General features: G+C 75.3%; 21 protein-coding genes. 9 read left to right on the top strand and 12 right to left on the bottom strand.

The features are described from left to right. Nucleotides 1–7: 7 nt before the first annotated feature. Together QE405_RS12575 and QE405_RS12570 are read right to left on the bottom strand one after the other, a co-directional pair. Complete coding sequence (locus QE405_RS12575; protein WP_307201216.1) at nt 8–838, bottom strand: GntR family transcriptional regulator; 831 nt, start codon at nt 836–838, stop codon at nt 8–10. After that, nucleotides 831–1,424, bottom strand: a complete 594-nt coding sequence (locus QE405_RS12570) for a tryptophan synthase subunit alpha (protein WP_307201214.1) — start codon at nt 1,422–1,424, stop codon at nt 831–833. The genes QE405_RS12575 and QE405_RS12570 overlap by 8 nt, the downstream gene beginning before the upstream one ends. 402 nt (nt 1,425–1,826) lie before the next feature. Here QE405_RS12570 and QE405_RS12565 point away from each other — a divergent pair, with 402 nt between their 5' ends. Beyond that, nucleotides 1,827–3,230 (top strand): amidase, encoded by a 1,404-nt coding sequence (locus QE405_RS12565; RefSeq protein ID WP_307201212.1) that lies wholly within the window; start codon nt 1,827–1,829, stop codon nt 3,228–3,230. Here the strand turns inward: QE405_RS12565 and bioD are convergent. The 3 genes from bioD to QE405_RS12550 are packed head-to-tail and all read right to left on the bottom strand — an operon-like array spanning nt 3,185 to nt 6,365. Further along, entirely contained in the window at nt 3,185–3,886 is a 702-nt protein-coding gene (gene bioD / locus QE405_RS12560; RefSeq protein WP_307201211.1) for a dethiobiotin synthase, read from the bottom strand. The genes QE405_RS12565 and bioD overlap by 46 nt on opposite strands. Before the next feature lie 20 nt (nt 3,887–3,906). Next, the gene (locus QE405_RS12555) at nt 3,907–5,046 is read right to left on the bottom strand and encodes an 8-amino-7-oxononanoate synthase (RefSeq protein WP_307201209.1); all 1,140 of its coding nucleotides are present in this window, start codon (nt 5,044–5,046) and stop codon (nt 3,907–3,909) included. Next, nucleotides 5,043–6,365 carry an adenosylmethionine--8-amino-7-oxononanoate transaminase gene (locus tag QE405_RS12550; RefSeq protein ID WP_307201207.1) on the bottom strand — a complete coding sequence of 441 codons (1,323 nt, stop codon included), beginning with the start codon at nt 6,363–6,365 and terminating at the stop codon, nt 5,043–5,045. Before QE405_RS12550 ends, QE405_RS12555 begins: the two co-directional genes overlap by 4 nt. A 103-nt stretch (nt 6,366–6,468) precedes the next feature. Here QE405_RS12550 and bioB point away from each other — a divergent pair, with 103 nt between their 5' ends. The 5 genes from bioB (at nt 6,469) to QE405_RS12530 (ending at nt 10,008) form a co-directional block, all read left to right on the top strand. After that, the gene (gene bioB / locus QE405_RS12545) at nt 6,469–7,515 is read left to right on the top strand and encodes a biotin synthase BioB (protein ID WP_307201204.1); all 1,047 of its coding nucleotides are present in this window, start codon (nt 6,469–6,471) and stop codon (nt 7,513–7,515) included. Then, nucleotides 7,512–7,697, top strand: a complete 186-nt coding sequence (gene bsaP / locus QE405_RS21085; RefSeq protein WP_309632551.1) for a biotin synthase auxiliary protein BsaP — start codon at nt 7,512–7,514, stop codon at nt 7,695–7,697. Before bioB ends, bsaP begins: the two co-directional genes overlap by 4 nt. Before the next feature lie 263 nt (nt 7,698–7,960). After that, a complete protein-coding gene (locus tag QE405_RS12540; RefSeq protein ID WP_307201202.1) occupies nt 7,961–8,476 on the top strand; it encodes a SigE family RNA polymerase sigma factor in 516 nt (171 codons plus the stop codon). Nucleotides 8,477–8,983: 507 nt separating this feature from the next. Beyond that, nucleotides 8,984–9,574: a hypothetical protein gene (locus QE405_RS12535; RefSeq protein ID WP_307201200.1), complete on the top strand. Its 591-nt coding sequence runs from the start codon at nt 8,984–8,986 to the stop codon at nt 9,572–9,574. A gap of 251 nt (nt 9,575–9,825) precedes the next feature. Next, nucleotides 9,826–10,008, top strand: coding sequence for a DUF5302 domain-containing protein (locus QE405_RS12530; RefSeq protein ID WP_307201198.1), 183 nt, complete (start codon nt 9,826–9,828; stop codon nt 10,006–10,008). Nucleotides 10,009–10,029: 21 nt separating this feature from the next. Here QE405_RS12530 and QE405_RS12525 read toward each other — a convergent pair whose 3' ends face one another. Genes QE405_RS12525 through QE405_RS12505 form a run of 5 tightly spaced genes read right to left on the bottom strand, consistent with a single transcriptional unit; the run spans nt 10,030 to nt 15,008 of the window. Further along, nucleotides 10,030–10,881, bottom strand: coding sequence for an ABC transporter ATP-binding protein (locus tag QE405_RS12525; RefSeq protein WP_307201196.1), 852 nt, complete (start codon nt 10,879–10,881; stop codon nt 10,030–10,032). Beyond that, complete coding sequence (locus QE405_RS12520; protein ID WP_307201194.1) at nt 10,878–11,930, bottom strand: FecCD family ABC transporter permease; 1,053 nt, start codon at nt 11,928–11,930, stop codon at nt 10,878–10,880. The genes QE405_RS12525 and QE405_RS12520 overlap by 4 nt, the downstream gene beginning before the upstream one ends. After that, on the bottom strand, nt 11,927–12,988 hold the full coding sequence (locus tag QE405_RS12515; protein WP_307201192.1) for a FecCD family ABC transporter permease: 1,062 nt from the start codon (nt 12,986–12,988) through the stop codon (nt 11,927–11,929). Before QE405_RS12515 ends, QE405_RS12520 begins: the two co-directional genes overlap by 4 nt. Further along, entirely contained in the window at nt 12,985–13,905 is a 921-nt protein-coding gene (locus QE405_RS12510; protein ID WP_307201190.1) for a siderophore-interacting protein, read from the bottom strand. The genes QE405_RS12515 and QE405_RS12510 overlap by 4 nt, the downstream gene beginning before the upstream one ends. A gap of 41 nt (nt 13,906–13,946) precedes the next feature. Further along, nucleotides 13,947–15,008 (bottom strand): ABC transporter substrate-binding protein, encoded by a 1,062-nt coding sequence (locus tag QE405_RS12505; protein WP_307201188.1) that lies wholly within the window; start codon nt 15,006–15,008, stop codon nt 13,947–13,949. Nucleotides 15,009–15,260: 252 nt separating this feature from the next. Between QE405_RS12505 and QE405_RS12500 the strand changes: the two genes are divergently transcribed. Beyond that, nucleotides 15,261–16,316: an ABC transporter substrate-binding protein gene (locus QE405_RS12500; protein ID WP_307201186.1), complete on the top strand. Its 1,056-nt coding sequence runs from the start codon at nt 15,261–15,263 to the stop codon at nt 16,314–16,316. Between the two features lie 20 nt (nt 16,317–16,336). Here the strand turns inward: QE405_RS12500 and QE405_RS12495 are convergent, their stop codons facing one another. Beyond that, entirely contained in the window at nt 16,337–17,188 is an 852-nt protein-coding gene (locus QE405_RS12495; RefSeq protein ID WP_307201184.1) for a helix-turn-helix domain-containing protein, read from the bottom strand. A gap of 171 nt (nt 17,189–17,359) precedes the next feature. Between QE405_RS12495 and QE405_RS12490 the strand changes: the two genes are divergently transcribed. Next, nucleotides 17,360–18,976, top strand: a complete 1,617-nt coding sequence (locus QE405_RS12490) for an ABC transporter transmembrane domain-containing protein (protein WP_307201182.1) — start codon at nt 17,360–17,362, stop codon at nt 18,974–18,976. Continuing rightward, entirely contained in the window at nt 18,973–20,718 is a 1,746-nt protein-coding gene (locus tag QE405_RS12485; RefSeq protein WP_307201180.1) for an ABC transporter ATP-binding protein, read from the top strand. The genes QE405_RS12490 and QE405_RS12485 overlap by 4 nt, the downstream gene beginning before the upstream one ends. A gap of 20 nt (nt 20,719–20,738) precedes the next feature. Here the strand turns inward: QE405_RS12485 and coaA are convergent, their stop codons facing one another. Beyond that, nucleotides 20,739–21,722, bottom strand: coding sequence for a type I pantothenate kinase (coaA, locus tag QE405_RS12480; RefSeq protein ID WP_307205797.1), 984 nt, complete (start codon nt 21,720–21,722; stop codon nt 20,739–20,741). Nucleotides 21,723–21,838: the final 116 nt, after the last annotated feature.

The raw sequence follows: 21,838 nt of genomic DNA, 5'->3' as shown, positions 1-21,838 counted from the left end.
TGGTGCTTCAGGTCGGTCCGACGGCGCCGTCGTCGTCGGACCGGCTCGTGGGGACGAGCTGGAGCGGGAGGTCGTGGACCCGACGCTCCGTGGAGATCTCCACGGCGTCGCCGGGCATGGTGGCGCGGTCGTCGATGACGGCCACGCCCTCGGCGGTGTAGGTGATGCGGCTGCTGACCAGGGCGGGCGAGCCCGCCGACCGGCCGAGTGCTGCCGCCGCGTCGGTCGCCATGGCGGTGGCGTGGAAGGTCTCCACCGCGCGTTCGACCCGCAGCCCGAGCTGCTCGGCGAGGGCGTCGTAGAGCGACGCCCCGCCGACCTCGTCGATGCGCAGCGCCGTGCCGATCTCGACGGGCAGCAGCGACATCGTGTAGACGAAGGGCACTCCGTCCACGGTGCGCAAGCGGGCGAGCGCGAAGACCCGGTCGGTCTCGAGCCCCATCCGCACGGGGACGCCCGGGGGTGCCGGCACGACCTCGGCGCTGAGGATCTGCGTGCCCATGGCGCTGCCACGGGCCTCGACCGACGCGCGGAAGCTGGTCAGCACGTCGATCGGCAGTCGGTAGGGGCGGCGCGCGACGTAGGTCCCGCGGCCGTGCTCGACGCGCAGCAGTCCCTGGTCGGAGAGCACGCCGAGCGCCTGGCGGAGCGTCATCACGGTGACGCCGAAGTGGTCGGCCATCTCCTTCTGCGAGGGCAGGAGGGAGCCGGGCACCAGACGCCCCGTCTCGATCGCCTCGGTGACGTCGCGGCAGATCGCCAGGTACTTGGCCGTGCCCCCGGCGTCGGGGCGGCTGCGGCGCACCGCGCGCGCGAAGGCCTCGGGATCGTCAGGCACGGACGCGGTCCTCGCGCTCGGCGGCCCGGCGCACGCTGCGGACCAGCCGGCGCACGGCGTGCTCGCCCTCGCCGGCGGCAGCGACGAGCGTCGTGCCGATCACCGCACCGTCGGCGCTGGTGTCGACGAGCAGTTCGACCTCGTCGGGTCCGCGGACCCCGAAGCCGACCAGCACGTGGGCGTCGCGCCCGCCCATGGCCTCGCGCAGCTCGGTGACCCGCTCGCGGGCCTTGGCGGGGTCGAAGGTGCCGCCGGTCTGGAGGTCGGCCGACTGCACGTAGACGACCGGGTCGGCGAAGGGCAGGTCGCGCAGCAGCGCGAGGTCCTTCTCGAGGTGGATGAACAGGACCTGCTCGAGCCCGACCCGACGCGCCGCGGTGGCGGCCTGGATCTGCTCGGCGAAGGAGTGCTCGGGCATGAGGACCGCGTCGACGTCGGCGTCGAGGCACGTCTGGAGCAGCCCCTGCTGGCCGAGCTCCTCGGCGGGCGTGGCGGTAGGCGAGGGCGACGACCGCCTGGTCGGGCTCCCGCCGCTGCAGCGCGGCCAGGCGGAGGCCCTCGTGGGGTCCGCTGATGGCGGCTGCACCCTGTTGGCCCGCGGCCTGGATGAGCGGGCCGTCCAGCGGCAGGGGCGGGTTGGGGATGGCGATCTCGAGGGCGTCGGCGCCGGCGTCGAACGCGGCGGCGACCCCGGCCACGAAGCCCGAGCGCCCGGGGTAACCGGCCGGCAGGAAGCCGAGCACGAACAGGCGTCCGCTGGCTCGCACCGCGCGCAGCCGGGACGTCAGGCGGTTCATCGTCAGGTCACTCCCACTCATCTAGAAGACTAGAAGAGAAGGTAGGGACGGCGGCGTCGACGCGTCAACGGTTTCCCGGGACGTCCCGCGTTCCGTGGACGACGGCCGCGCTCGGCGGACAGGGCCCCGCCCCGTCCACGGGAACGGCGGGAGAGGTGGCCCCCCGGGTGACCCGTCAGTAGCGTGCGCGCATGACGAGAGTGCACGCGTTCGGTGACGACGCCCTGGGCGACCTCGACGCCGTGGGTCTCGCGGAGCACCTGGCCGCCGGGAGGGTCTCCGCGGTCGAGGTCGTGGACGCCGCGATCGCCCGGTGCGAGGCGGTGGGTCCGACGCTCAACGGCCTGGCCCTCGACACCTACACGCGGGCGCGGCGGCAGGCGCGCGACCCGCGCCCCGGGTTCTTCTCCGGGGTGCCGACGGTCGTGAAGGACAACGTCGCGGTCGCCGGGCTGCCGACGCAGGACGGCTGCGACGCGTTCGTCGCCCGGCCGGCGGCCAGGGACGGCGACTTCTTCCGGATGTACGGCGCGACCGGGGTCGTGCCGATCGGCAAGTCCCAGCTGTCGGAGTTCGGCTTCTCGGCCTCCGCGGAGCACCCGCGGCTCGGGGCGGTGCGCAACCCGTGGGACCCGACGCGCACGGCGGGGGCGTCCTCCGCGGGCTCCGCGGCGTTCGTCGCGGCGGGGGTCGTGCCGATCGCGCACGCCAACGACGGAGGAGGCTCGATCCGCATCCCCGCGGCGGCCTGCGGCCTGGTGGGGCTGAAGCCGACCCGCAACCGCTTCGCGCAGGACAAGGTGTTCCGCGACATGCCCGTGCGGATCGTCGCGGACGGCGTGGTGACCCGGTCGGTGCGGGACACGGCGGCGTACCTCCGCGAGGCGGAGCGCGTATACCGCAACCTCGCGCTCGCCCCCGTCGGGGATATCACGCGGCCCGGCACCAAGCGGCTGAAGGTGGCCGTCGTGACCACGTCCGTCGGCACGGTCGCGAGCCCCGAGGTACGCGAGGCGACGCTGGGCGTGGCCCGCCTGCTCGAGGAGCTGGGTCACCACGTGGTGGAGCTGGAGCAGCCGCCGGTGCCGCCGTCGTTCCGCGACGACTTCCTGCTCTACTGGGGCTTCCTGGCCACCTTCCTCGTCGCGACCGGGCGAGCGAGCCACCGCGGCACGTGGGACCCGTCCCGGCTCGACGACCTCACCCGGGGGCTCGCGCGCCACGCGGCGCGGCGGATGCACCGCCTCCCCGGCGCGATCGCCCGGCTGGCGCGCTCCGAGCGGCTCAGCGCCGCGTTCTTCGCCGACCACGACGTCGTGCTGACCCCGACCGTCGCGACGGTCACGCCCCCGGTCGGCCACCTCGACCCGACCCTGGACTTCGCGACCGTGATCGACCGGCTCCTGGACTGGGTGGCCTTCACGCCGCTCCAGAACGCCACGGGCGAGCCCGCGATCTCGCTGCCCCTCGCGACCACGGCGGACGGTCTGCCCCTCGGCGTGATGATCGGCGCCGGCCGCGGACGGGAGGCGACGCTGCTGGAGGTGGCCTACGAGCTCGAGGAGGCGCGCCCCTTCGCGCGGATCCAGGGCTGAAGCCACCCGGGTGCCGCGGCGCGGAACGCGTCCCGGTCCAGCGCGCCGGCGCCGGCGGGCACGCAGCCGAGCAGCGGTACGCCGCTGACCCGCGCCAGGTCGTCGCGGTTGCAGCGCTCGGCGAGGTCGGGCTCGGCGGGCCAGGAGCCGATCACCAGCCCGGCCGGCTCGATGCCGCGCGCCCGGAGCGCCCCGACGGTCAGCTCCGTGTGGTTGAGGGTGCCGAGGCCGGCGGCGACCACGACGACCACGTCGACGTCCAGGTCCCCGAGCTCGGCGGCCAGGTCGAGCAGCGTGCCGCCCTCGGTGTCGAGCCGCACCAGCAGGCCGCCGGCTCCCTCCACCACCACGGTGTCCTCGAAGGCCGCCAGCACGCGCACCCGGTCCGCGTGCTCGGCGACGCGCGGGATCCCCACCCCGCGCAGCCGGGCAGCGGTGTCGGGGGCGAGGGGGTCGGCGAGGGCGGTGTGCTCCTGCACGGCGCACCCGGTGAGGCGGTGCACGACGTCGGCGTCGGCCTCGTCGCCGGGCGCGGCGACCGTGCCGATGCCCGTCTGCACCGGCTTCACGACGGTGACGGAGCCGTGCTCCGCGGCGACCACCGCGAGTGCCGCCGTGACGACGGTCTTGCCGACGCCCGTGCTGGTTCCGGTCACGACAACGACCCGTCCGGTGCTCACGCGGCCTCCCGCACGCCGCCGACGACGTCCGTCAGGAGGGCGAGGGCCCGGTCCCAGGCGGCGTCGTCGACGCCCGCCGAGGCGGTCACGCGGAGCCGGGCGACACCGTCGGGCACGGACGGCGGGCGGAAGCACCCGACGCGCACGCCCCGCCCGAGCAGGTCGGCCTGGGCGGCCACGGCCGCCTGCGGGGACGGCATCGGGACGGACAGCACCGCCCCGGCCGCCGGGGGTACGCCGAGGGCCGCGGCCAGTGCGCGCATCCGGGCGCGCACGCGGGCGGCGTGCCACGGCTCGTCCCGGGCGACGCGCAGCGCGGCGAGGGCGCCCGCGGTCGACGTCGGCGCGAGCCCGGTGTCGAAGATGAAGGGCCGTGCGCGGTTCACCAGGTGCTCGACGAGCGCGACCGGCCCGAGCACGGCACCGCCCTGGGCGCCGAGCGCCTTCGACAGGGTGGCGGTGAGCACGACGTGCGGCTGGCCCGCGAGCCCGGCGGAGGCCACGAGCCCGGGTCCGTGCACGCCGAGTCCGTGGGCCTCGTCGACGACGAGGAGGGCGCCGTACGCCGCGGCCACGTCCGCGAGGGCCGTGAGCGGGGCCGCGTCGCCGAGCACGGAGTAGACGGACTCGACGAGCACGAGCGCCCGAGCGTCGGGGGCCTCGGCGGCGTGGGTGGCGAGCGCGCGGCGTACCGCGTCGACGTCGGCGTGGGGCACCACCGCCACCCGGGCGCGGGCGAGCCGGACGGCGTCGATGAGGGAGGCGTGCACGTGGGCGTCGGAGACGACCAGCGTGCCCGGGTCGGCGAGCGCGGTGACGAGGGCGAGGTTGGCGTGGTAGCCCGTCGAGCACACGAGCGCGGCGGGCTGGCCGGTCCAGGCGGCGAGCTCGTCCTCGAGCTCCACGTGCACGGCGAGGGTGCCCGTCACCAGCCGTGAGGCGCCGGCCCCGGCGCCCCAGGTGCGTGCCGCCGCAGAGGCCGCCTCGACGACGCGCGGGTCACGGGAGAGCCCGAGGTAGTCGTTGCCCGCCAGGTCCGTCGTCGGGTCGTCGGCGGGGCGGGGCCGCAGCGTGCGCGTCAGCCCGGCGGCCTCCCGCTCGCGGGCCTGGCCGGCCCACCAGGCGGCCCAGGTCATGCCGTCACCGCCGCGGTCATCCCGGCGACGATGGTCGCCACCTCGGCGTCGGACGCGACGTACGGCGGCATCGCGTAGACCAGGTCGCGGAAGGGGCGCAGCCACGCGCCCGCGGCGACGGCGGCGTCGGTCGCCCGCGGCACGTCGACGGGCCGGTCGAGCTGGACGACCCCGACCGCGCCGCACGTGCGGACGTCCCGCACCCCCGGGAGGTCGCGCAACGGGGCGAGGCCCGTCGCGAGCCCCCGCTCGATGCGGGCGACGTCGGCCGCCCACGAGCCGTCGGCGAGCAGGTCGAGGCTGGCCAGCGCGACCGCCGAGGACAACGGGTTGCCCATGAAGGTCGGGCCGTGGAGCAGGCCGCCGCCCTCGCCGTCGCTCACGGTGCGGGCCACCTCCCGGGTGCAGAGCACGGCCGCCGCGGAGAGGTAGCCGCCCGTGAGCGCCTTGCCGACGCAGAGCACGTCGGGGCGCACCCCGGCGGCGTCGCAGGCGAAGAGGGTGCCGGTGCGGCCGAAGCCCGTCGCGATCTCGTCGAGCACGAGCAGCAGGCCGTGCTCGTCGGCGATCTCCCGCAGCGCGACGAGGCACGCCGCCGGGTAGGCGTGCATGCCCCCGGCGCCCTGCAGCAGCGGCTCGGCGACGATCGCCGCCAGCTCGTCGGAGTGGTCGCGGGCCAGCGCGCGCACCTCGTCGACCCACGCCGTCACCGCGGCCGGGTCGGAGCCGCGGGCCGGGGGGCGGGGCGCGAAGACCTGCGGGGCGAGCCGGCCCGGGAAGAGCGCGTGCATGCCGCCGACGGGGTCGCAGACGCTCATCGCGCCGGAGGTGTCGCCGTGGTAGCCGCCGCGGAGGGCGAGCATGCGCGTGCGGCGCGGGCGACCCGCCCCGCGCTGGTGCTGCACCGCCAGCTTGAGCGCCACCTCGACCGCGACGGACCCCGAGTCCGCGAGGAAGACGTGCTCGAGCCCGGCGGGGGTGAGCTCCACCAGCCGCTCGGCCAGGCGGACGGCGGGGGCGTGGGTGAGCCCGCCGAACATCACGTGGGCCATCGCCCCCAGCTGCTCGGTGACCGCGGCGTCGAGGGCCGGGTGCGCGTAGCCGTGGACGGCCGCCCACCACGAGGCCATCCCGTCGACGACCTCCCGCGGCTCGCCCGGGCGGGCCGGGTCGTCGGCGAGCACGAGGCGCGCGCCGTACGCCCGCTCGACGAGGCGCACCGGGCCCGGCCGGGTGGCCGAGGCGTAGGGGTGCCAGACGTGGGCGCGGTCGGCGGCGAGGAGGTCCGCGACCGTGCGGGGGGTGGTGGTGGTCGACATCGGGACGCGACCCTAGCCGTTCGACGGCCAGACCTGAACACCGTTCAGAAAAATTCCTTAACGGTGTTCAGGTCGAGGCGGATCCGGGCTACGCTCCGGCGCCGTGACCGACCTCCAGACGCCCGTGCCCCCTGCCGCGAGCCCCGCCGATCCCGTCGGCGCGCTCCTCGATCGCGCCCGTCGCACCGTGCTGGACGGCGGGCAGGGCCTCGGCCTCGCGGACCTCGTCGAGGTGCTCCGGGTGCCCGACGACCGGGTGCCCGAGCTGCTCGACCTGGCCCACGCCGTGCGGATGGCGCACTGCGGCCCCGAGGTCGAGGTGGAGGGGATCATCAGCCTGAAGACCGGCGGCTGCCCCGAGGACTGCCACTTCTGCAGCCAGTCCGGTCAGTTCACCTCGCCGGTGCGGGCGGTCTGGCTCGACGTGCGCCAGCTCGTGGCGGCCGCGAAGGAGACGGCGGCGACCGGCGCGACCGAGTTCTGCATCGTCGCCGCCGTGCGCGGGCCCGACCAGCGGCTGATGGCGCAGGTGCGCGAGGGCGTCGCGGCGATCCAGGCGGAGGTCGACATCAACGTCGCGTGCTCGCTCGGGATGCTGACCCAGGAGCAGGTCGACGAGCTCGCGGCGATGGGCGTGCACCGCTACAACCACAACCTCGAGGCCGCGCGGTCCTACTTCGACAAGGTCGTCACCACCCACTCCTGGGAGGAGCGGTGGGAGACCTGCACGATGGTGCGCGAGGCCGGGATGGAGCTCTGCTGCGGCGGGCTCGTCGGCATGGGGGAGTCGCTCGAGCAGCGCGCCGAGCTCGCCGCCGAGCTGGCCGAGCTCGACCCCCACGAGGTGCCGCTCAACTTCCTCAACCCGCGCCCGGGCACGCCCTTCGGCGACCTGCCGCTCATGGGGTCGCAGGACGCGCTGCGCACCATCGCCGCCTTCCGGCTGGCGATGCCGCGGACGATCCTGCGGTACGCCGGGGGCCGCGAGCTCACCCTCGGCGACCTCGGCACGCGCGACGGCCTCCTCGGTGGCATCAACGCGGTCATCGTCGGCAACTACCTGACGACGCTGGGCCGCGAGCCGGATGCCGACCTCGAGCTGCTCGCCGAGCTGCGGATGCCGATCCGGGAGCTGGCGAAGACGTTGTGAGTGCGTACTGCGGGCACTGCGGGGAGGGGGCGGCCGGTCGCGACCACGACGCGTGCGCCCGCAGCCTCGCCCTGGAGCCGCCGCGGTTCTGCGGCGCCTGCCGGCGGCGGATGAAGGTGCAGGTCACCCCGCGCGGTTGGACCGCCGCGTGCGTCGAGCACGGGGTGGTCGGGTCGGGCTGAGGCCCGGTGCCTGGTCCCGCCCGTCCGTCCGCCGGCCCGCCCGGCCCGCGCAAGCTCGGCCCGCGCAAGCTCGGCCCGCGCAAGCTCGCGAAATGTGCGGTTGGGGTCGGTGTGGGTCGGTCTGGTGCGTCCCAGCTGCACAATTCCGCCCGCCAGGCTCGGCCCCGGAATCGGTCGGGTTCGGATGACAACCCATCGGTGGCCACGGGACTCTCTTCTCGTCGACGCGTGCTCGTCAGCACGTGTGGCGGCAAGGGGGCGGAATGCGGAGGGACCGGAGCGCTGAGGCGTTCGACGAGTTCGTCGCGGCGCGGGGCGACGCGCTGTGGCGCAGCGCGTTCCTGCTGACGGGCGACCGCCACGTCGCGGAAGAGCTCGTCCAGGACGCGCTGGCTCGGTGCTGGCCGCACTGGCGTCGTGTCACCGCGGGCGGCGACTTCGAGTCCTACGTGCGCCGTGTCCTCTTCACCACCCACACGCGCCGCTGGCGTCGACGGGCGGGGCACGCCGTTGCCGGCGACGAGGTCGCCTGGTCGCACGATCGGCTGGCGTCGACGGATGGCCCCGACGGTGTCGAGCAGAGGCGCGACCTCGCGGTCGCCCTGCAGGACCTGTCGGCCGGGCAGCGAGCCGTGGTGGTGCTGCGGTGGTTCGAGGACCTCAGCGTGGACGAGACCGCCCGGGTGCTGGGCGTCAGCAGCGGCACCGTCAAGAGCCAGACAGCGCGTGTGCTCGCCGCACTGCGCCGCTCGACCCACCTGAGCGAGGAGGTCCGATGAGTGACGAGATGTGGCTGCGGCAGGGCCTGGCCGACCTCGCGGAACGGGACGCGCCGCCCGCTGGGTTCGGGGAGCGCGTGACCGGCGTGCGCACGAGGGGCGCGCGACGGAGGCGGAGGCGGAATGCGTGGGCGGGTGCGGCCGCTGTCGCCGCTGTCGCCCTGGTGGTACCGGTCGCTGTGATCGTCACCGATCGCCTCGACCGGTCCTCGGACGTGGCGGGGGAGACGATCACGGGCGACGCGGTGCCGGGCGACTTCACCTGCGACGCCCCGCGCGCCGTGGGGGACACCACCGACGGTGCGCTGCCGGCCGGTGCCGTCGCGCTGCGGATGTGCAGCCTCGCCGCGGGACCGGGCACCGAGCCCGATGCGACTCCCGTCGCGCTCCCGCCGGACGCGCTCGTGTCGGACGTCGAGGCCGTGCTCGCCCTGGTGGACGGCGAGACGGTGCCGGTCGGCACGACCCCCCCGTATGTGCCTCAACGACGGGAGCCTGCTTTGGTCGATGGCGGTGCAGTACGCGGACGGCTCGGTGCGGACGATCGAGGGCGACAACGGCTTCTGCCGCGATGTGGTCGTGGGGGACACGGTCTACGTCGGCGCCGGGCCGGAGGTGTACGGCGCGTTCATCGCCGCGCTGGCCGAGCAGCGCGCCGTCGGCACGCCGCCCGCTGACCTGGTCGCGTCCCCACCGGCGTGCGAGCGCGACCCGGACGATCCCTTCGGGCCGACGGCCGTGATGCCCGCGACCCCGCCCCTCGGCGACCTGCTTGTCGAACCCCGACTGTGCTGGCAGGACGCTGACCGCTCGTGGCACGGCACCCCACTGAGTGTCGACGACGTCGCGGTCGTCGACGCCGACATCGCGGCCAGGCTCTCCGACCGCGAGGACGTCGACGCGCCGTTCGGTGATGGGTGCCCTCCCTGGCGCGAGGCGGCCATCGCCGGTGTGAGCCGGTGGGGAGAGCCGGTGTGGATCGGGGGGTCATGCGCCACTTTCCAGTGGTCGGACGGCCGGGGCGGGGTCTACTCGTGGACACCGTCGCCCGACGTGCTCGAGCGGATCCTGGAGCTGACCGGAGAGGGATCGCCCTGAGACGACCGAGTTTTTGGGGCGACCACCGCCGCCGGGAAGTGTGCGGTTGGTGCCGGTCCGAGTCGATCCGGTGCGTCCCAGCCGCACATTTCCGCCCGCAAGGCTCGGCCCCCGCCGCGCCCCCGCCGCGCCCCCGCCGCGCCCCGCACGCCCCCGCCGGGCCGAGCGCAGCGGAACTCGCTCGCCCCCCGCCCGGCCGGGTGGCAGGGTGGGACGGGTCACACCCTGCACCTCGACCTCGGGAGGACCCCATGACCGACAACTCGGCACCGGACGACGTGAAGGCCAAGATGCGGGAGGCGTTGAAGCGCAAGCAGGCCCACGACCACCCCGACGACTCGGTGGCCGGCGAGGGCAAGGCGCACGGCCCGGAGGTCACGGGCGGCGCCGCTCCGCAGATGCACCGGCGCAAGGCGGGGGGCGGCGGCTCCTGACCCCACCGGGTGGTGCTCCCGTCAGCCGCGCGTGCGTCGGCGGGGCACCACCAGCGGGGTCCCCGTCTCCGGGTCCGGCACGACACGGCAGCGCAGCCCGTAGACGTGCTCGACCAGCTCCTCGGTGACCACCTCGGCCGGGGGACCGGACCGCACGACCTCGCCGTCCTTCATCAGCACGACGTGGTCGGCGTAGCGCGCCGCCTGGTTGAGGTCGTGCAGCACGACCACGATCGTGCGGCCGTGGTCGGTGCGCAGGTCCTCGAAGAGCTCCAGCAGGCCGTACTGGTGGGCCACGTCGAGGAACGTCGTCGGCTCGTCGAGCAACAGCACCGAGGTCTCCTGCGCGAGCGCCATCGCGACCCACACCCGCTGGCGCTGGCCACCCGACAGCTCGTCGACCAGCCGGCCGGAGAGCTCCGTGACGCCGGTGGCCTCCAGCGCGGCGACGACCGCACGCTCGTCGTCGGCCGACCACCGGTCGAACATCCCCTGGTGGGGGTGACGCCCGCGCGCCACCAGGTCGGCCACGCGGATGCCGTCCGGGGCCAGCGAGGTCTGGGGCAGCAGCCCGAGGCGGGTAGCGAGCTCCCGAGGTCGGTACGACGCGATGTCACGCCCGTCGAGGACGACGTGGCCCGCGCTCGGTCGCAGCAGCCGGGCGAGGGCACGCAGCAGGGTCGACTTGCCGCACGCGTTGGGCCCGATGACGGCGGTGTAGCTGCCCCGGGCGACCTCGACGTCGACGGCACGGCAGACGAGCCGGTCGTCGTAGCCGACGCTGACGCCCGTCGCGGCGAGCGTGGTCGGGGGCGGCCCGTGGGTGCCGCCGTCCGGTACGGCGCGGATGGGGGCCGGTGCGGATCCGGTCATCGTGTCCTCCTGAACTCGGTGGCGAGCAGCCAGGCGAGGTAGGCGCCGCCGACGCAGACCGTCACGACGCCCACCGGGAAGCCGACCTGCTGGGCGACCACGTCGGCGACCAGCAGCACGAACGCGCCGACGAGCGCGGACGGCAGCAGCACGAGGCCGTCGCCGCGCACGAGCCGGCGTGCGATCTGGGGCGCGGCGAGCGCCACGAAGGTGATGGGCCCGGCGGCCGCGGTCACCAGTGCGGTGAGCGCCACGCCGAGCACCACCGCCGCGGCCCGGACCCGCTCGGCCCGGAGCCCGAGGGACCGGGCCGCGTCGTCACCCAGCTCCAGCTGGCGGAGGCCGTCGGCGACGAGGACGAGCAGGACCAGCAGCACGGCCAGCACCCCGACCATCGGCCACAGCTGCTCGTGGCCGAGCGCGTTGAACGAGCCCGCGGCCCACACCGCCGCCAGCATGGCGCTCTCGACGTCGACGGTGAGCATCAGCCACGAGTTGAGGGAGCCCAGCAGCGCGCCCACGCCGATCCCCATGATGATGAGGCGGAACGGCTGCACGGAGCCGCGGTGGACCGCGAGCAGGTACACCAGCAGGGCGGTGGCGCACCCCCCGAGGAGCGCTCCGGCGGCGATGTCGAGGTAGCGGGTCGAGCCCAGGGCCAGCATGACGACGAGCGCCCCCGTGTGGGATCCGGCGCCGAAGCCGATGATGTCGGGCGACCCGAGGGGGTTGCGGGTGAGCGACTGGAAGATCGCCCCGCTCAGGGCGAGCGCGGCGCCGCAGGCGACGGCGAACAGCACCCGGGGCAGGCGCCACTCGACGACGACCAGGCGGGCCGCCTGGCTGTCGCCCGTGCCGAGCAGGGCCTCCACGACCTCAGAGGCCGTCAGCTCGTAGGTACCGGTGCGCAGCGCGAGCACCGCGGTGCCGAGGGTGGCGGCGACCAGCAGCGTGCCGACGACGATGCTCCGCAGGCCCAGCAGTGCGGAGACGCGTCCGACACGGACGGCGACCACGCGGTGGCCGTGGTCGAGGGCGGGCGCGGTCACAGGCCGCTCACCGACCTGCGGCGCGCGAGGACCAGGAGGACGGGTGCGCCCACCAGGGCCGTCACGAGCCCCACCCGCAGCTCGCCGTTGGGCATCGCGATGCGCCCGACGACGTCGGAGGCGAGCAGGAGCACCGGGGCCGCGAGCACGGTGAACGCCAGGATCCAGCGCTGGTCGGGTCCGACGAACCAGCGCACGACGTGGGGGACGACCAGCCCGACGAAGCCGATCGGGCCCGCCAGCGCCGTCGCGGTGCCGGCGAGGAGCGTCACGGCGACGACCACGAGCACCCGGACCCGACCGGTGCGCACCCCGAGGGCCGTGCCGAGGTCGTCGCCGAGCGCCAGCGCGTTGAGGGGGCGCGCGACGACGAGCGCGAGCAGCAGGCCCAGCACGATGAGCGGCGTGAAGGACAGGACCAGGTCGAGCTGCCGCCCGCCGATCGAGCCCACGCCCCAGAAGCGCAGGTCGTCGAAGGTCTCGCGGTCCGAGAGCACGATCGCCGTCGTCAGCCCGCCGAGCACGGCACTGAGGGCGACCCCCGCGAGGGTGAGCTTCGCGGGCGTCGCCCGGCCTCCGCCCGCGGAGCCGAGCAGGTAGACGAGCACCGTGACGGTGCCTGCCCCCGCGAGGGCGAACCAGACGTAGCCGAGCGGGGCGGTGAGGCCGAGGAACCCGACGGCGGCGGTGACGCCGAAGGTCGCCCCGGCGTTCACCCCGAGGATGCCGGGGTCGGCGAGCGGGTTGCGGGTGAACGCCTGGATGAGTGCGCCGCACACCCCGAGGGCCGGGCCGACGACGAGGCCCACCACCGTGCGGGGGACCCGCAGCTCCCGCACCATGACGTGCTCGTCGACCGTGTCGTCGTAGGCCGTGAGCGCTGCCCAGAGCGTCGAGGGCGCGATGTCGCGGGCTCCGACGGCGATGCTCGCGACGCAGGTGCCGAGGAGCACCAGGAGCACGACGAGGAGGCCCGCCGTCCGCACCCGGTTGCTGCCGGTGAGGCCGACGGGGACCCGCTCGGCCTCACGCGCCGCGGTCGTGACCGTGGCGCTCACAGCCCGACGGCCTCGTAGAGCCGCTGGACCTCGTCGACGATCTCCTCCGTGTCGCGGGTCTCGTCGGCCCAGAGGGCGTCGAGCCGCTCGGAGAAGTCCGGTCCGAGCGCGTCGTACCGCTCCCGCCACTCCTCGGCCCGCTCGGTCCAGTAGCCCACGCACTTGTAGCGGTCGCCCGGCAGGCCCAGGTCGTGGCGCAGGTAGCGCCGGGCCGCGCGGTTCTCGCGGGTCTCCGACGCCACCCACACGTACGTCGTGTCGGTGACCTCGGTGCGACGGAGCGCCTCGACGAGGTGGCTGGGCGAGTGCCCGTTGCCGGAGCCCCGGAGCCACACGTGCTCCACCGCCGCGCCGTCCGGCACCCGGGCCTGCAGCTGGTGCTCGGCCCCGCGCACCTCCAGCAGCAGGGTCGTGGCGAGGCGGTCGGCCGTCGCCTCCGCGATCCGGAGGGCCGCCGGCAGGGCCGGTTCGTCGGCGACGAGCACCTGACGGGTCGTGCCGGCGGGCGGGTCGTAGAGGCCGTACGGCGCGTTCAGCCCGACCACCTGGCCCACGGCGGCCTGCTGGGCCCAGGCTGCCGCGACGCCGCCCTCGTGCACCACGAAGTCCAGGTCCACCTCGCCCGCCCGGTGGTGCCGGACGGTGTAGACGCGCATCGCCGCGGGCTCGACCCCCTCGTCCCACTCCCAGCCGCGGTCGGTCACGTGCGGCAGACGGGGCTCGGAGTCCGGGGTGTCGGGGAAGAAGAGGCGGACGTACTCGTCGCCGATTCCCGTCGTCGGGTAGTCGGTCAGGTCGGGCCCGCCGAGCGTCACCCGCACCAGGCCGGGGGTCAGCTGTCGGACGGCGGTCACCTGGGCTCGGTGGATGCGCGGGAGGTAGCCCGCGGGGAGCCGGGGGTCGTCGGCGGTGGGCACGGCGGGTCCTTCGGACGGAGGGGTCGGGACGGGGAGGAGGATCAGTCGGCGGCGCGCACGACGCCCTCGCCGGCGGCGGCCGCGACGAGGTCGTCGACGAAGCCGCGCTCGAGCGCCCACGGGATGCTGAGCGGCGTGGGGGCGTTCGTCGCCATCGCCAGCGCGTTGTCCTCGATGAAGTAGTAGGTGCCCTCCGCGAAGGGCGCCCAGCGGCTCACGACCGGGTTCGCCAGCGTCGCCTGCGTCTCCGCCGGCCCGTTGGACCACCCCACGAACAGGTCGGTCTCGAAGGTGTCGAGCTCCTCGATGCTGAGCGCGCCCACGAAGTTGGAGAAGCCCTCGCCGAGGATCTCGAGGCTGGGGGTGTCGACGAGCCCGAACTCCCGCAGGAATGCCACCCGCGGGTCCTCCGAGCGGTAGATGCCCAGCTCGGTGTCGCCGTCGGCGACGATCCCGCCGTACGCGACGGTCGTGCCCTCGAGGCCGGCGTCCGCGGCGGCGTCGTCGATCAGCGCGCTCGTCGCGGACACGAGCGCCTCGGCCTCGGCGTCGCGCCCGAGGGCCGTGCCCACCTCGAGGACGAGGTCGTCCCAGGATCCCGAGAACCAGGGCTCCTCCGCGTAGGCGACCGTCGGGGCGATCTCGCTGAGCCGGTCGTACTGGACGTCGGTGATCCCCGAGTGCGGCGCCAGGATGACGTCGGGCTCGAGGGCGAGGACCTGCTCGAGGTCGGGATCGCCCGCGTCGTCGAAGGAGAGGATCTCGGGCAGGGGGGCGTCGAGCTCCTCGGTCACGTGCTCGCGGAACCAGGGCGTGAAGCCCTCGTCGTCGCCGCCCCACGTCTCGGGCACGCCCACGGGGACGACGCCGAGTGCCGCCACGATGTCCTGGGTCATCCACCCGATCGTCACGACCCGCTCCGGCCGCTCGGGGATGGTGGCGGCGCCCAGGGCGTGCTCGATCGTGACGGGGAAGGCGCCGTCGCCCGACGCGGCGGACGCCTCGTCGTCGGAGGTGCCGCAGGCGGTGAGCAGGCCCGCCGTCGCGGCGAGCGCGGTCGCGGCTCCCAGCACGCGGGCGAGACGGGGCTTGGAGTAGTTCATGGATGCTCGGTTCTCTCGGGTCGGGGGCCGGGAAGTGGCCCCGCGAGACGCTAGGCAGCGCGAGCGTCGAGCACCGGACAACCTCTGTCGCGTGCGGGACAAGTGAGGTGAGGCTGTGCTAACTCGAGGGACCTGTCGGCAACCGCCCCGGTGTCCGTGCGCCGACACGGGTTGTCCGCAGTGTGCCGTTCGACGCCCCTAGCGTTCGGGCCGGTCCGGAGCGCCCGGACCCCGGCCCGAGGAGAGTCCGACGTGACCACCACGCACCACTCGTTCCACCCATCCCGCCTGCCCCGCTGCGCTGCCGGCGCCCTCGCGCTCGCGCTCGCCGTCGCCGGCTGCTCCGCGACCGCGGGTGGCGACGAGGGCGACGCGGAGCGGCACGTCTTCGCCGAGGCGGAGCCCGGGGCGTTCCCCGTGACCGTCGAGCACGCCCTCGGGTCCACCACCATCGAGGAGCAGCCCGAGCGCGTCGTCGTCATCGGGTGGGCCGGCGCCGACCTCGCGGTGGCTCTGGGCACCGTTCCGGTCGCCCAAGGCGTTGCCGCCGGCATCGACGCCGACCACTACCCGTGGTTCGCCGAGGCGGTCGAGGAGCTTGGCGGCGTCCTCCCCGCCGTGGACCCCTCGCTCGAGCGGGGCGAGGTCGACATCGAGTACGTGCTGGAGCAGGACCCCGACCTCGTCCTGGCCATCGGGTCCGGCATCTCGGAGGTCGAGTACGAGCGGCTCAGCGAGATCGCCCCCACCGTGGCCTACCCCGACGGGCCCTGGGAGACGACGGTGCCGGAGCACCTCGCGCTCATGGGCGAGGCGCTCGGCCGCAGCGACCGTGCCGCCGAGATCGTCGAGGAGATGGACGAGCGCCTCGCGGCGTCGGCCGCGGCCCACCCGGAGCTGGACGGACTGTCCTTCCTCAACGCGAGCATCCCGGCGGAGGACGGCAGTGTCGTGGTGTTCTCCTCGGCGGACCAGCGCACCCACACGCTGGAGGCCCTGGGGCTGGAGCCGTTGCCACAGGCGGAGGCGCTGCTCGCGGCGAACGACGGGGCGAGCAGCTTCGTGCTGGGGCTCGAGGAGCTGCGGGAGCTGGCGCCGGACGTGTTCGTCACCGTCGCCACCGACGACGCGTGGCAGGCGGCCCTCGACGCGCAGCCCGTGTTCGCCTCCTGGGCTCCCGTCGCCGACGGCCGCGCGGCGCCGATCGCCGACCCCGCCGTCGGGCTCGCGTTCTCCACGGCGACGCCGCTGGCGCTGTCGTGGGGGCTCGACGAGATCGTGGAGGAGCTGCTGGACGCCACCGACTGAACCCCGGGCGCCGCGGCCGGCTAGCGCGGGCGCGGCGCCCCGGACCGCAGGTAGTGGTGGGGCGGGCTGCCCACGGTGCGACGGAAGGCCGCGGTGAACGCGCTGACGGTCGAGTACCCGACCCGGTGCGCGACCTGGCCGACCGTCGCTCCCGAACCGAGCAGCTCGACCGCGGCGCTCATGCGGGCGCACGTGCGCCACTGGGTGAAGGTCATCCCGGTGTCGCTGCGGAACGCCCGGGCGATCGTGCGGGCGCTCATGGAGGTGCGCCACGCCCAGTCCTCGATCGAGCGGTCGTCGGCAGGGTCGGCGAGGATCGCCCGCGCCACCGCGAGGATGCGCGGGTCCCGCGGGACCGGCAGCCGGAGCGCGTGCTCGCCCTCCTCCGCCAGCAGCTCGAAGCAGACCCGCTGTGCGCGGAGCCGCTGCTCGCGCGGCATGTCCTGCTCCGCGAGGTGCAGCAGCAGCTCGCGGAGAGCGAGGTTCACCGCCACGGGCCGTGGGCCACGGCCCGTGGCGGGGGCGCCCGCGCTGCCGGACCAGGCCGACCACGCCTCCGGCAGCACGTGGGTGCAGTTCGCCGGGCTGCCCGGGGAGCGGAGGGCGGCGTGCACCGTCCCGGACGGGAGCCACAGCCCCTGTCCCAGGGACAGGCGCCACGACAGGCCGTCGACCTCGACGGTCGTCGACCCCTGCTCCGGCCAGAGCACCACGTGCTCGGGGTGGGTGTGGGGGTCGGCGCCGCACCGGTCCGGCTCCGCGTCGTCGGGGAGGTGCACGTCCAGGGTGGTCATGAGGTAGCCGTCGGGGACGGCGCGGACGCACGCGCGCACCTCGTCGGTCGCCGTCGGCTCCTCCACCGCAACGCTCATCGTCGCCCTTCCTGTCGCTGACTTAGGGTCACCTTACTTCGTGTCACGGGTGGGTGCGGACGGTGTCCGATCGGCGACAACGGGCGTCCACCCGACCGGCCCGTCCCGGCCTAGCGTCGACGTCCGTGCAGCTCCCCACCGCTCCTCGAGCCGGACGCCACCGTGCGGACCGTGCTGGCCCTGGCGCTCCGTCGCGACGGCCGTGACCGCCGCCTCGCGCTCGCCACCGCGGGGCTGGTGCTCCACCAGGCGGCCGAGGCGGCGGTGCCGGTGCTCATCGGGGTCGTCATCGACCGCGCGGTCGAGCCCGGCGATCCCCGGGCCCTCGTGCTCTGGCTCGCCGTGCTGGGCGCGGTCTTCGTCGTGCTGTCGACCAGCTACCAGCGGGCCACCCTCGGGATGGTGCGCGTCTACGGGCACGCGGAGCACGACCTCCGGCAGCTCGCGGTGGGCCGGGTCGTGCACCCGCGCGGCACCGCGGGACACCGGCCGACCGGGGAGGTGCTCTCCGTCGCGACCTCCGACACCTACCGCGTCGCCGGCGTCGCGTGGAGCATCGCGCAGCAGGCCGCCACCGTCGCGGCCGTCCTGGTCACCACCGGGGTGCTGCTGTCGATCTCGGTGCCGCTGGGCCTGGGCGTGCTGGTCGGGACCGTGCTCGTGCTCGTCGGGATGCAGGCCCTCGCTCGCCCGCTGGAGCGGATCGGTCTCGCCGAGCAGAGCTCGGTCGCCGATGCCAGCACCGTCGCGACCGACGCCCTCGCCGGCCTGCGGGTGGTCCAGGGCCTCGGGGCGCAGGCGGAGATCGTGCGGCGCTACCGCGTCGCGAGCGCGGCGTCGCGCGCCGGCGCGGTCGCCGCCTCCCGCTCGGTGCTCGCGTACGGCGCGGTGAGCTCCGCGGTGTCGACGGTCTTCCTCGGCGCGCTGGCCTTCGCCGGTGCCGTGATGGCGTCCCGCGGCACGATCACCGTCGGGCAGCTGGTCACCGTCGTCGGGCTGGCCCAGTTCCTGCAGGGGTCGCTGGAGCACGTCGGGACCTTCGGCGCCAACTGGATGCACAAGCGCGCCTCCGCCCGGCGCCTGCGCGCCCTGGTCACGGCCGAGGTGGCGCTGCCGCCGGCGCACGCCGTCCCGCCGGACGCCCCGACCGACGACGCCCCGACCGACGACGCCACGCCCGCGCTTGCGTGGCATCCGGTCGGCGGCCCGGCGGTGTGCGTGCCGCACGGCGCGCTGGTCGGCGTCCGGGTCGGCTCGGCCGAGGAGGCGCGGCGGGTGGCGGCGCGGCTGGGCTACCGCGTGCCCGTCGCACCCGGGGAGCTGCTGGTCGACGGCCGGGACGCGGTCGCGCTCGGCCCGGAGCGCTACCGGGCGCTCGTGACCGCGCCGCCCCACGACGGTGCCGTGCTCACCGGGACGCTGGCCGAGAACGTGACCCTCGGCGCGGCGTCCCTCCAGCCGCGCCTCGTGCGAGCCGCCGCGCTCGACGACGTCGTCGAGCGGCTCGGCGGGCCCGACGCGGCGGTCGGGCAGGCCGGGCGCCGCCTGTCCGGGGGGCAGCGGCAGCGTCTCCTGGTGGCCCGAGCCCTCCACGTCGCGGGCGACGTGCTCGTGCTGGACGAGCCGGCGACGGCCCTCGACGCCATGACCGAGCGCGTCGTCGCCGAGCGGCTGCGCGCGCTGCGGCGCACGATCGTCCTCGTCACGACGAGCCCGCTGCTCCTCGCGGTCTGCGACGACGTCGTCGACGTGGCCGGTCGGCGTGCCGACGCGGTGGCGGCGTCGTGAGCGGGACCGCGACGCTGCTGCCCGTCGCGTCGGCGCGCGAGACGGCCCGCGTCGTCGGACGCCTGCTGGACCGGCGCCGCGCCCGGCTCGTCGCCACCGTGCTGCTGCTCCTCCTCGCGTCGGCGACGGCCCTCGCCGTGCCGCGACTGCTCGGTGAGGTCGTCGACGCCGTCGCGCGCTCGGCCCCCACGACCGAGCTCGCGGTGCTCGGCGGGGCGGTGGCAGCAGCGGGCGGCGTCGCGGCCGCGCTCGGACTGGCCGGCGGTCGGATCCTCGTCGCGTGCCTGCAGGAGGTGGTGGCCGAGCTGCGGGAAAACGTGGTCGCGGCCGCGATCGCGCTCGACGCCGGCACGGTCGAGTCCGCGGGCAGCGGCGACGTCGTCTCCCGGGTGACCCGTGACGTCGAGGCCGTGACGGAGGCGGCCTCGGACGTGCTGCCGCAGTTCGTGCGTGCGGGGTTCACGATCGCCCTGACGCTGGTGGGCCTGGCCGTGCTGGACCCGTGGCTCGTCCTCGCGGCCCTGACCGCCGCGCCGCTCCAGGCGGGCACCACGCGCTGGTTCGTGCGTCGCTCCCGTCCGCTCTACGAGCGTCTGCGCCGCGAGGAGTCGTCCCGCGGGCAGGCGATCATCGAGACGGTCGACGGTGCGGCGACGGTGCAGGCCCACGGCCGTCAGCAGCAGCACCTCGCGACGATCGCGGAGCGGAGCCTGCGCGCCGTGGAGACGGGCCGCGACGCCACCCGCGTGCGCAACCGGTTCTTCGCGGGGCTCAACACCGCCGAGTTCCTCGGGCTCGCGGCGGTGCTCGCCGTCGGCTTCTGGCGCGCGGACGCCGGGGCGCTCACCGTCGGAGGCGTGACCGCCGGGGCCCTCTACTTCCACCGCCTGTTCGGACCCGTCGGCTCGCTGCTCGAGAGCATCGACGACCTGCAGCGCGCCAGCGTCGGGCTGGAGCGGCTCGTCGGGATCATCGGCCCGGGACCCAGCACGCGCAGTCCCGGTCCGAGCGCGGTGGTCCGGGACGCCGCGGTCGAGGTGTGCGGCCTGAGCCTGGCGTACGGCGCGGGACCCGACGTGCTCCGCGACGTCACCCTCCGCATCGCCCCCGGCACGACGACGGTGCTCGTCGGGGCGAGCGGCTCGGGGAAGTCCACCCTCGCCCGCGCGGTGGCCGGCCTGCTGCCGGTGGAGCGCGGCGAGGTGCTCGTCGGGGGTGTCCCGGCGGCCCGGGCCCGGCGTCCCGACGGTCGTCCCGCCGTCCTGCTCGTCACGCAGGAGGTGCACCTGTTCACGGGCACGGTCGCCGACGACGTGCGGCTGGGTCGTCCTGCCGCGACCGACGCCGAGGTGCGGGGTGCGTTGGACCGGGTGGGCGCCGCCTGGGTCCACGACCTCCCCGACGGCGTGGCGACGGTGCTGGGCCCCGACACCGACGAGGGCCGCGCCCAGCAGGTCGCGCTCGCCCGGGCGCTGCTCGCCGATCCCCCCGTGCTCGTGCTGGACGAGGCGACGGCGTACGCCGGGGGGAGGGGGGCGGGGCTCGACGACGCCGTGGACGCGCTGCGCCGGGGCCGCACCACCCTCGTCGTCGCCCACCGCCTCGCGACGACCCTGCACGCCGACACCGTCGTCGTGCTCGCGGACGGCCGGATCGTCGAGCAGGGCACCCACGCCGAGCTCGTCGCCCGCGGCGGTGCCTTCGCCGCGCTGTGGGAGGCGTGGTCCAGCGTGCCGCGCTGAGACCCGGGGCCACCGTGCGGCTACAGCTTGCGCAGCCGCACGTACCGCACCGAGTGGTCGCGGTCCTTGCGCAGCACGAGCGTCGCGCGCGACCGGGTCGGCAGCACGTTCTGCACCAGGTTGGGCCCGTTGATCGCGCCCCAGATCCGCGTGGCCTCCGCGACGGCGTCCTCCACGGACAGCGTCGCGTACTTCCGGAAGTAGGACGCCGGGTCGAGGAACGCGGTCTCGCGGAGGCGGAGGAACCGCTCGACGTACCACCGCTGGATGTCGGACGTCGCCGCGTCGACGTACACCGAGAAGTCGAAGAAGTCGCTGACCGCCAGGCTCGTGCGGCCGTCGTCGCGCACGATCGCTGGCTGGAGCACGTTGAGGCCCTCGACGATGACGATGTCGGGGTGGCGCACCACGACCTTCTCGTCGCGGCGCACGTCGTAGGACAGGTGCGAGTAGATGGGCGCCTCGACCTCGTCGCGGCCCGACTTGATGTCGACGACGAACTTGAGCAGCTTGCGCCGGTCGTAGGACTCCGGGAAGCCCTTCCGGGTGAGCAGCCCGCGCCGCTCCAGCTCCGCGTTGGGGTAGAGGAACCCGTCGGTCGTCACGAGCGCCACGTTGGGGTGCTCCGGCCACCGGGCCAGCAGCTCCTGCAGCACGCGGGCCGTCGTGGACTTGCCGACGGCCACGGAGCCGGCGACGCCGATGACGAAGGGGGTACGCCGCGGCTGCGGCCGCCCGAGGAACTGCTCGGTCCGTCGGTGCAGCTGGCCGGCCGACTCGACGTACAGGCTGAGCAGGCGCGAGAGGGGCAGGTAGATCTGCCGCACCTCGTCGAGGTCGAGGTGGGTGCCGAGGCCGCGGAGGCGGCGCACCTCCTCCAGGGTCAGCGGCGACTCCGTCGCGCTCGCGAGGGCCGCCCAGGCGGACCGGTCGAGCTCGACGTAGGGCGACGTGGGGTCGCGGCCCTGGTCCAGAGCGGTGGCGAGGTCGCCCGCGGCAGACATGCTCGGCATTGTTGCAGCATGCCCGGACCGGGTCGGACCAGGGACGCGCGTCACAGGCGCGCGCGCCGCCGCGCGCAGGATCCGAGGACCGCCGCCGACCGGCCGTAGACTCGGCC

Source organism: Nocardioides zeae (genome assembly GCF_030818655.1).
GTDB lineage: Bacteria > Actinomycetota > Actinomycetes > Propionibacteriales > Nocardioidaceae > Nocardioides > Nocardioides zeae_A.
Note: the sequence above shows the minus strand (reverse complement) of the source record. Positions and strands in the feature narration are given on the sequence as shown.

Coding starts and splice junctions, on each gene's coding strand:
- QE405_RS12565 (WP_307201212.1), top strand. CDS start 1,827: ATGACGAGAGTGCACGCGTTCGGTGACGACGCCCTGGGCGACCTCGAC.
- QE405_RS12555 (WP_307201209.1), bottom strand. CDS start 5,046: ATGACCTGGGCCGCCTGGTGGGCCGGCCAGGCCCGCGAGCGGGAGGCC.
- QE405_RS12550 (WP_307201207.1), bottom strand. CDS start 6,365: ATGTCGACCACCACCACCCCCCGCACGGTCGCGGACCTCCTCGCCGCC.
- QE405_RS12540 (WP_307201202.1), top strand. CDS start 7,961: ATGCGGAGGGACCGGAGCGCTGAGGCGTTCGACGAGTTCGTCGCGGCG.
- QE405_RS12535 (WP_307201200.1), top strand. CDS start 8,984: ATGGCGGTGCAGTACGCGGACGGCTCGGTGCGGACGATCGAGGGCGAC.
- QE405_RS12530 (WP_307201198.1), top strand. CDS start 9,826: ATGACCGACAACTCGGCACCGGACGACGTGAAGGCCAAGATGCGGGAG.
- QE405_RS12525 (WP_307201196.1), bottom strand. CDS start 10,881: ATGACCGGATCCGCACCGGCCCCCATCCGCGCCGTACCGGACGGCGGC.
- QE405_RS12505 (WP_307201188.1), bottom strand. CDS start 15,008: ATGAACTACTCCAAGCCCCGTCTCGCCCGCGTGCTGGGAGCCGCGACC.
- QE405_RS12495 (WP_307201184.1), bottom strand. CDS start 17,188: ATGAGCGTTGCGGTGGAGGAGCCGACGGCGACCGACGAGGTGCGCGCG.
- coaA (WP_307205797.1), bottom strand. CDS start 21,722: ATGTCTGCCGCGGGCGACCTCGCCACCGCTCTGGACCAGGGCCGCGAC.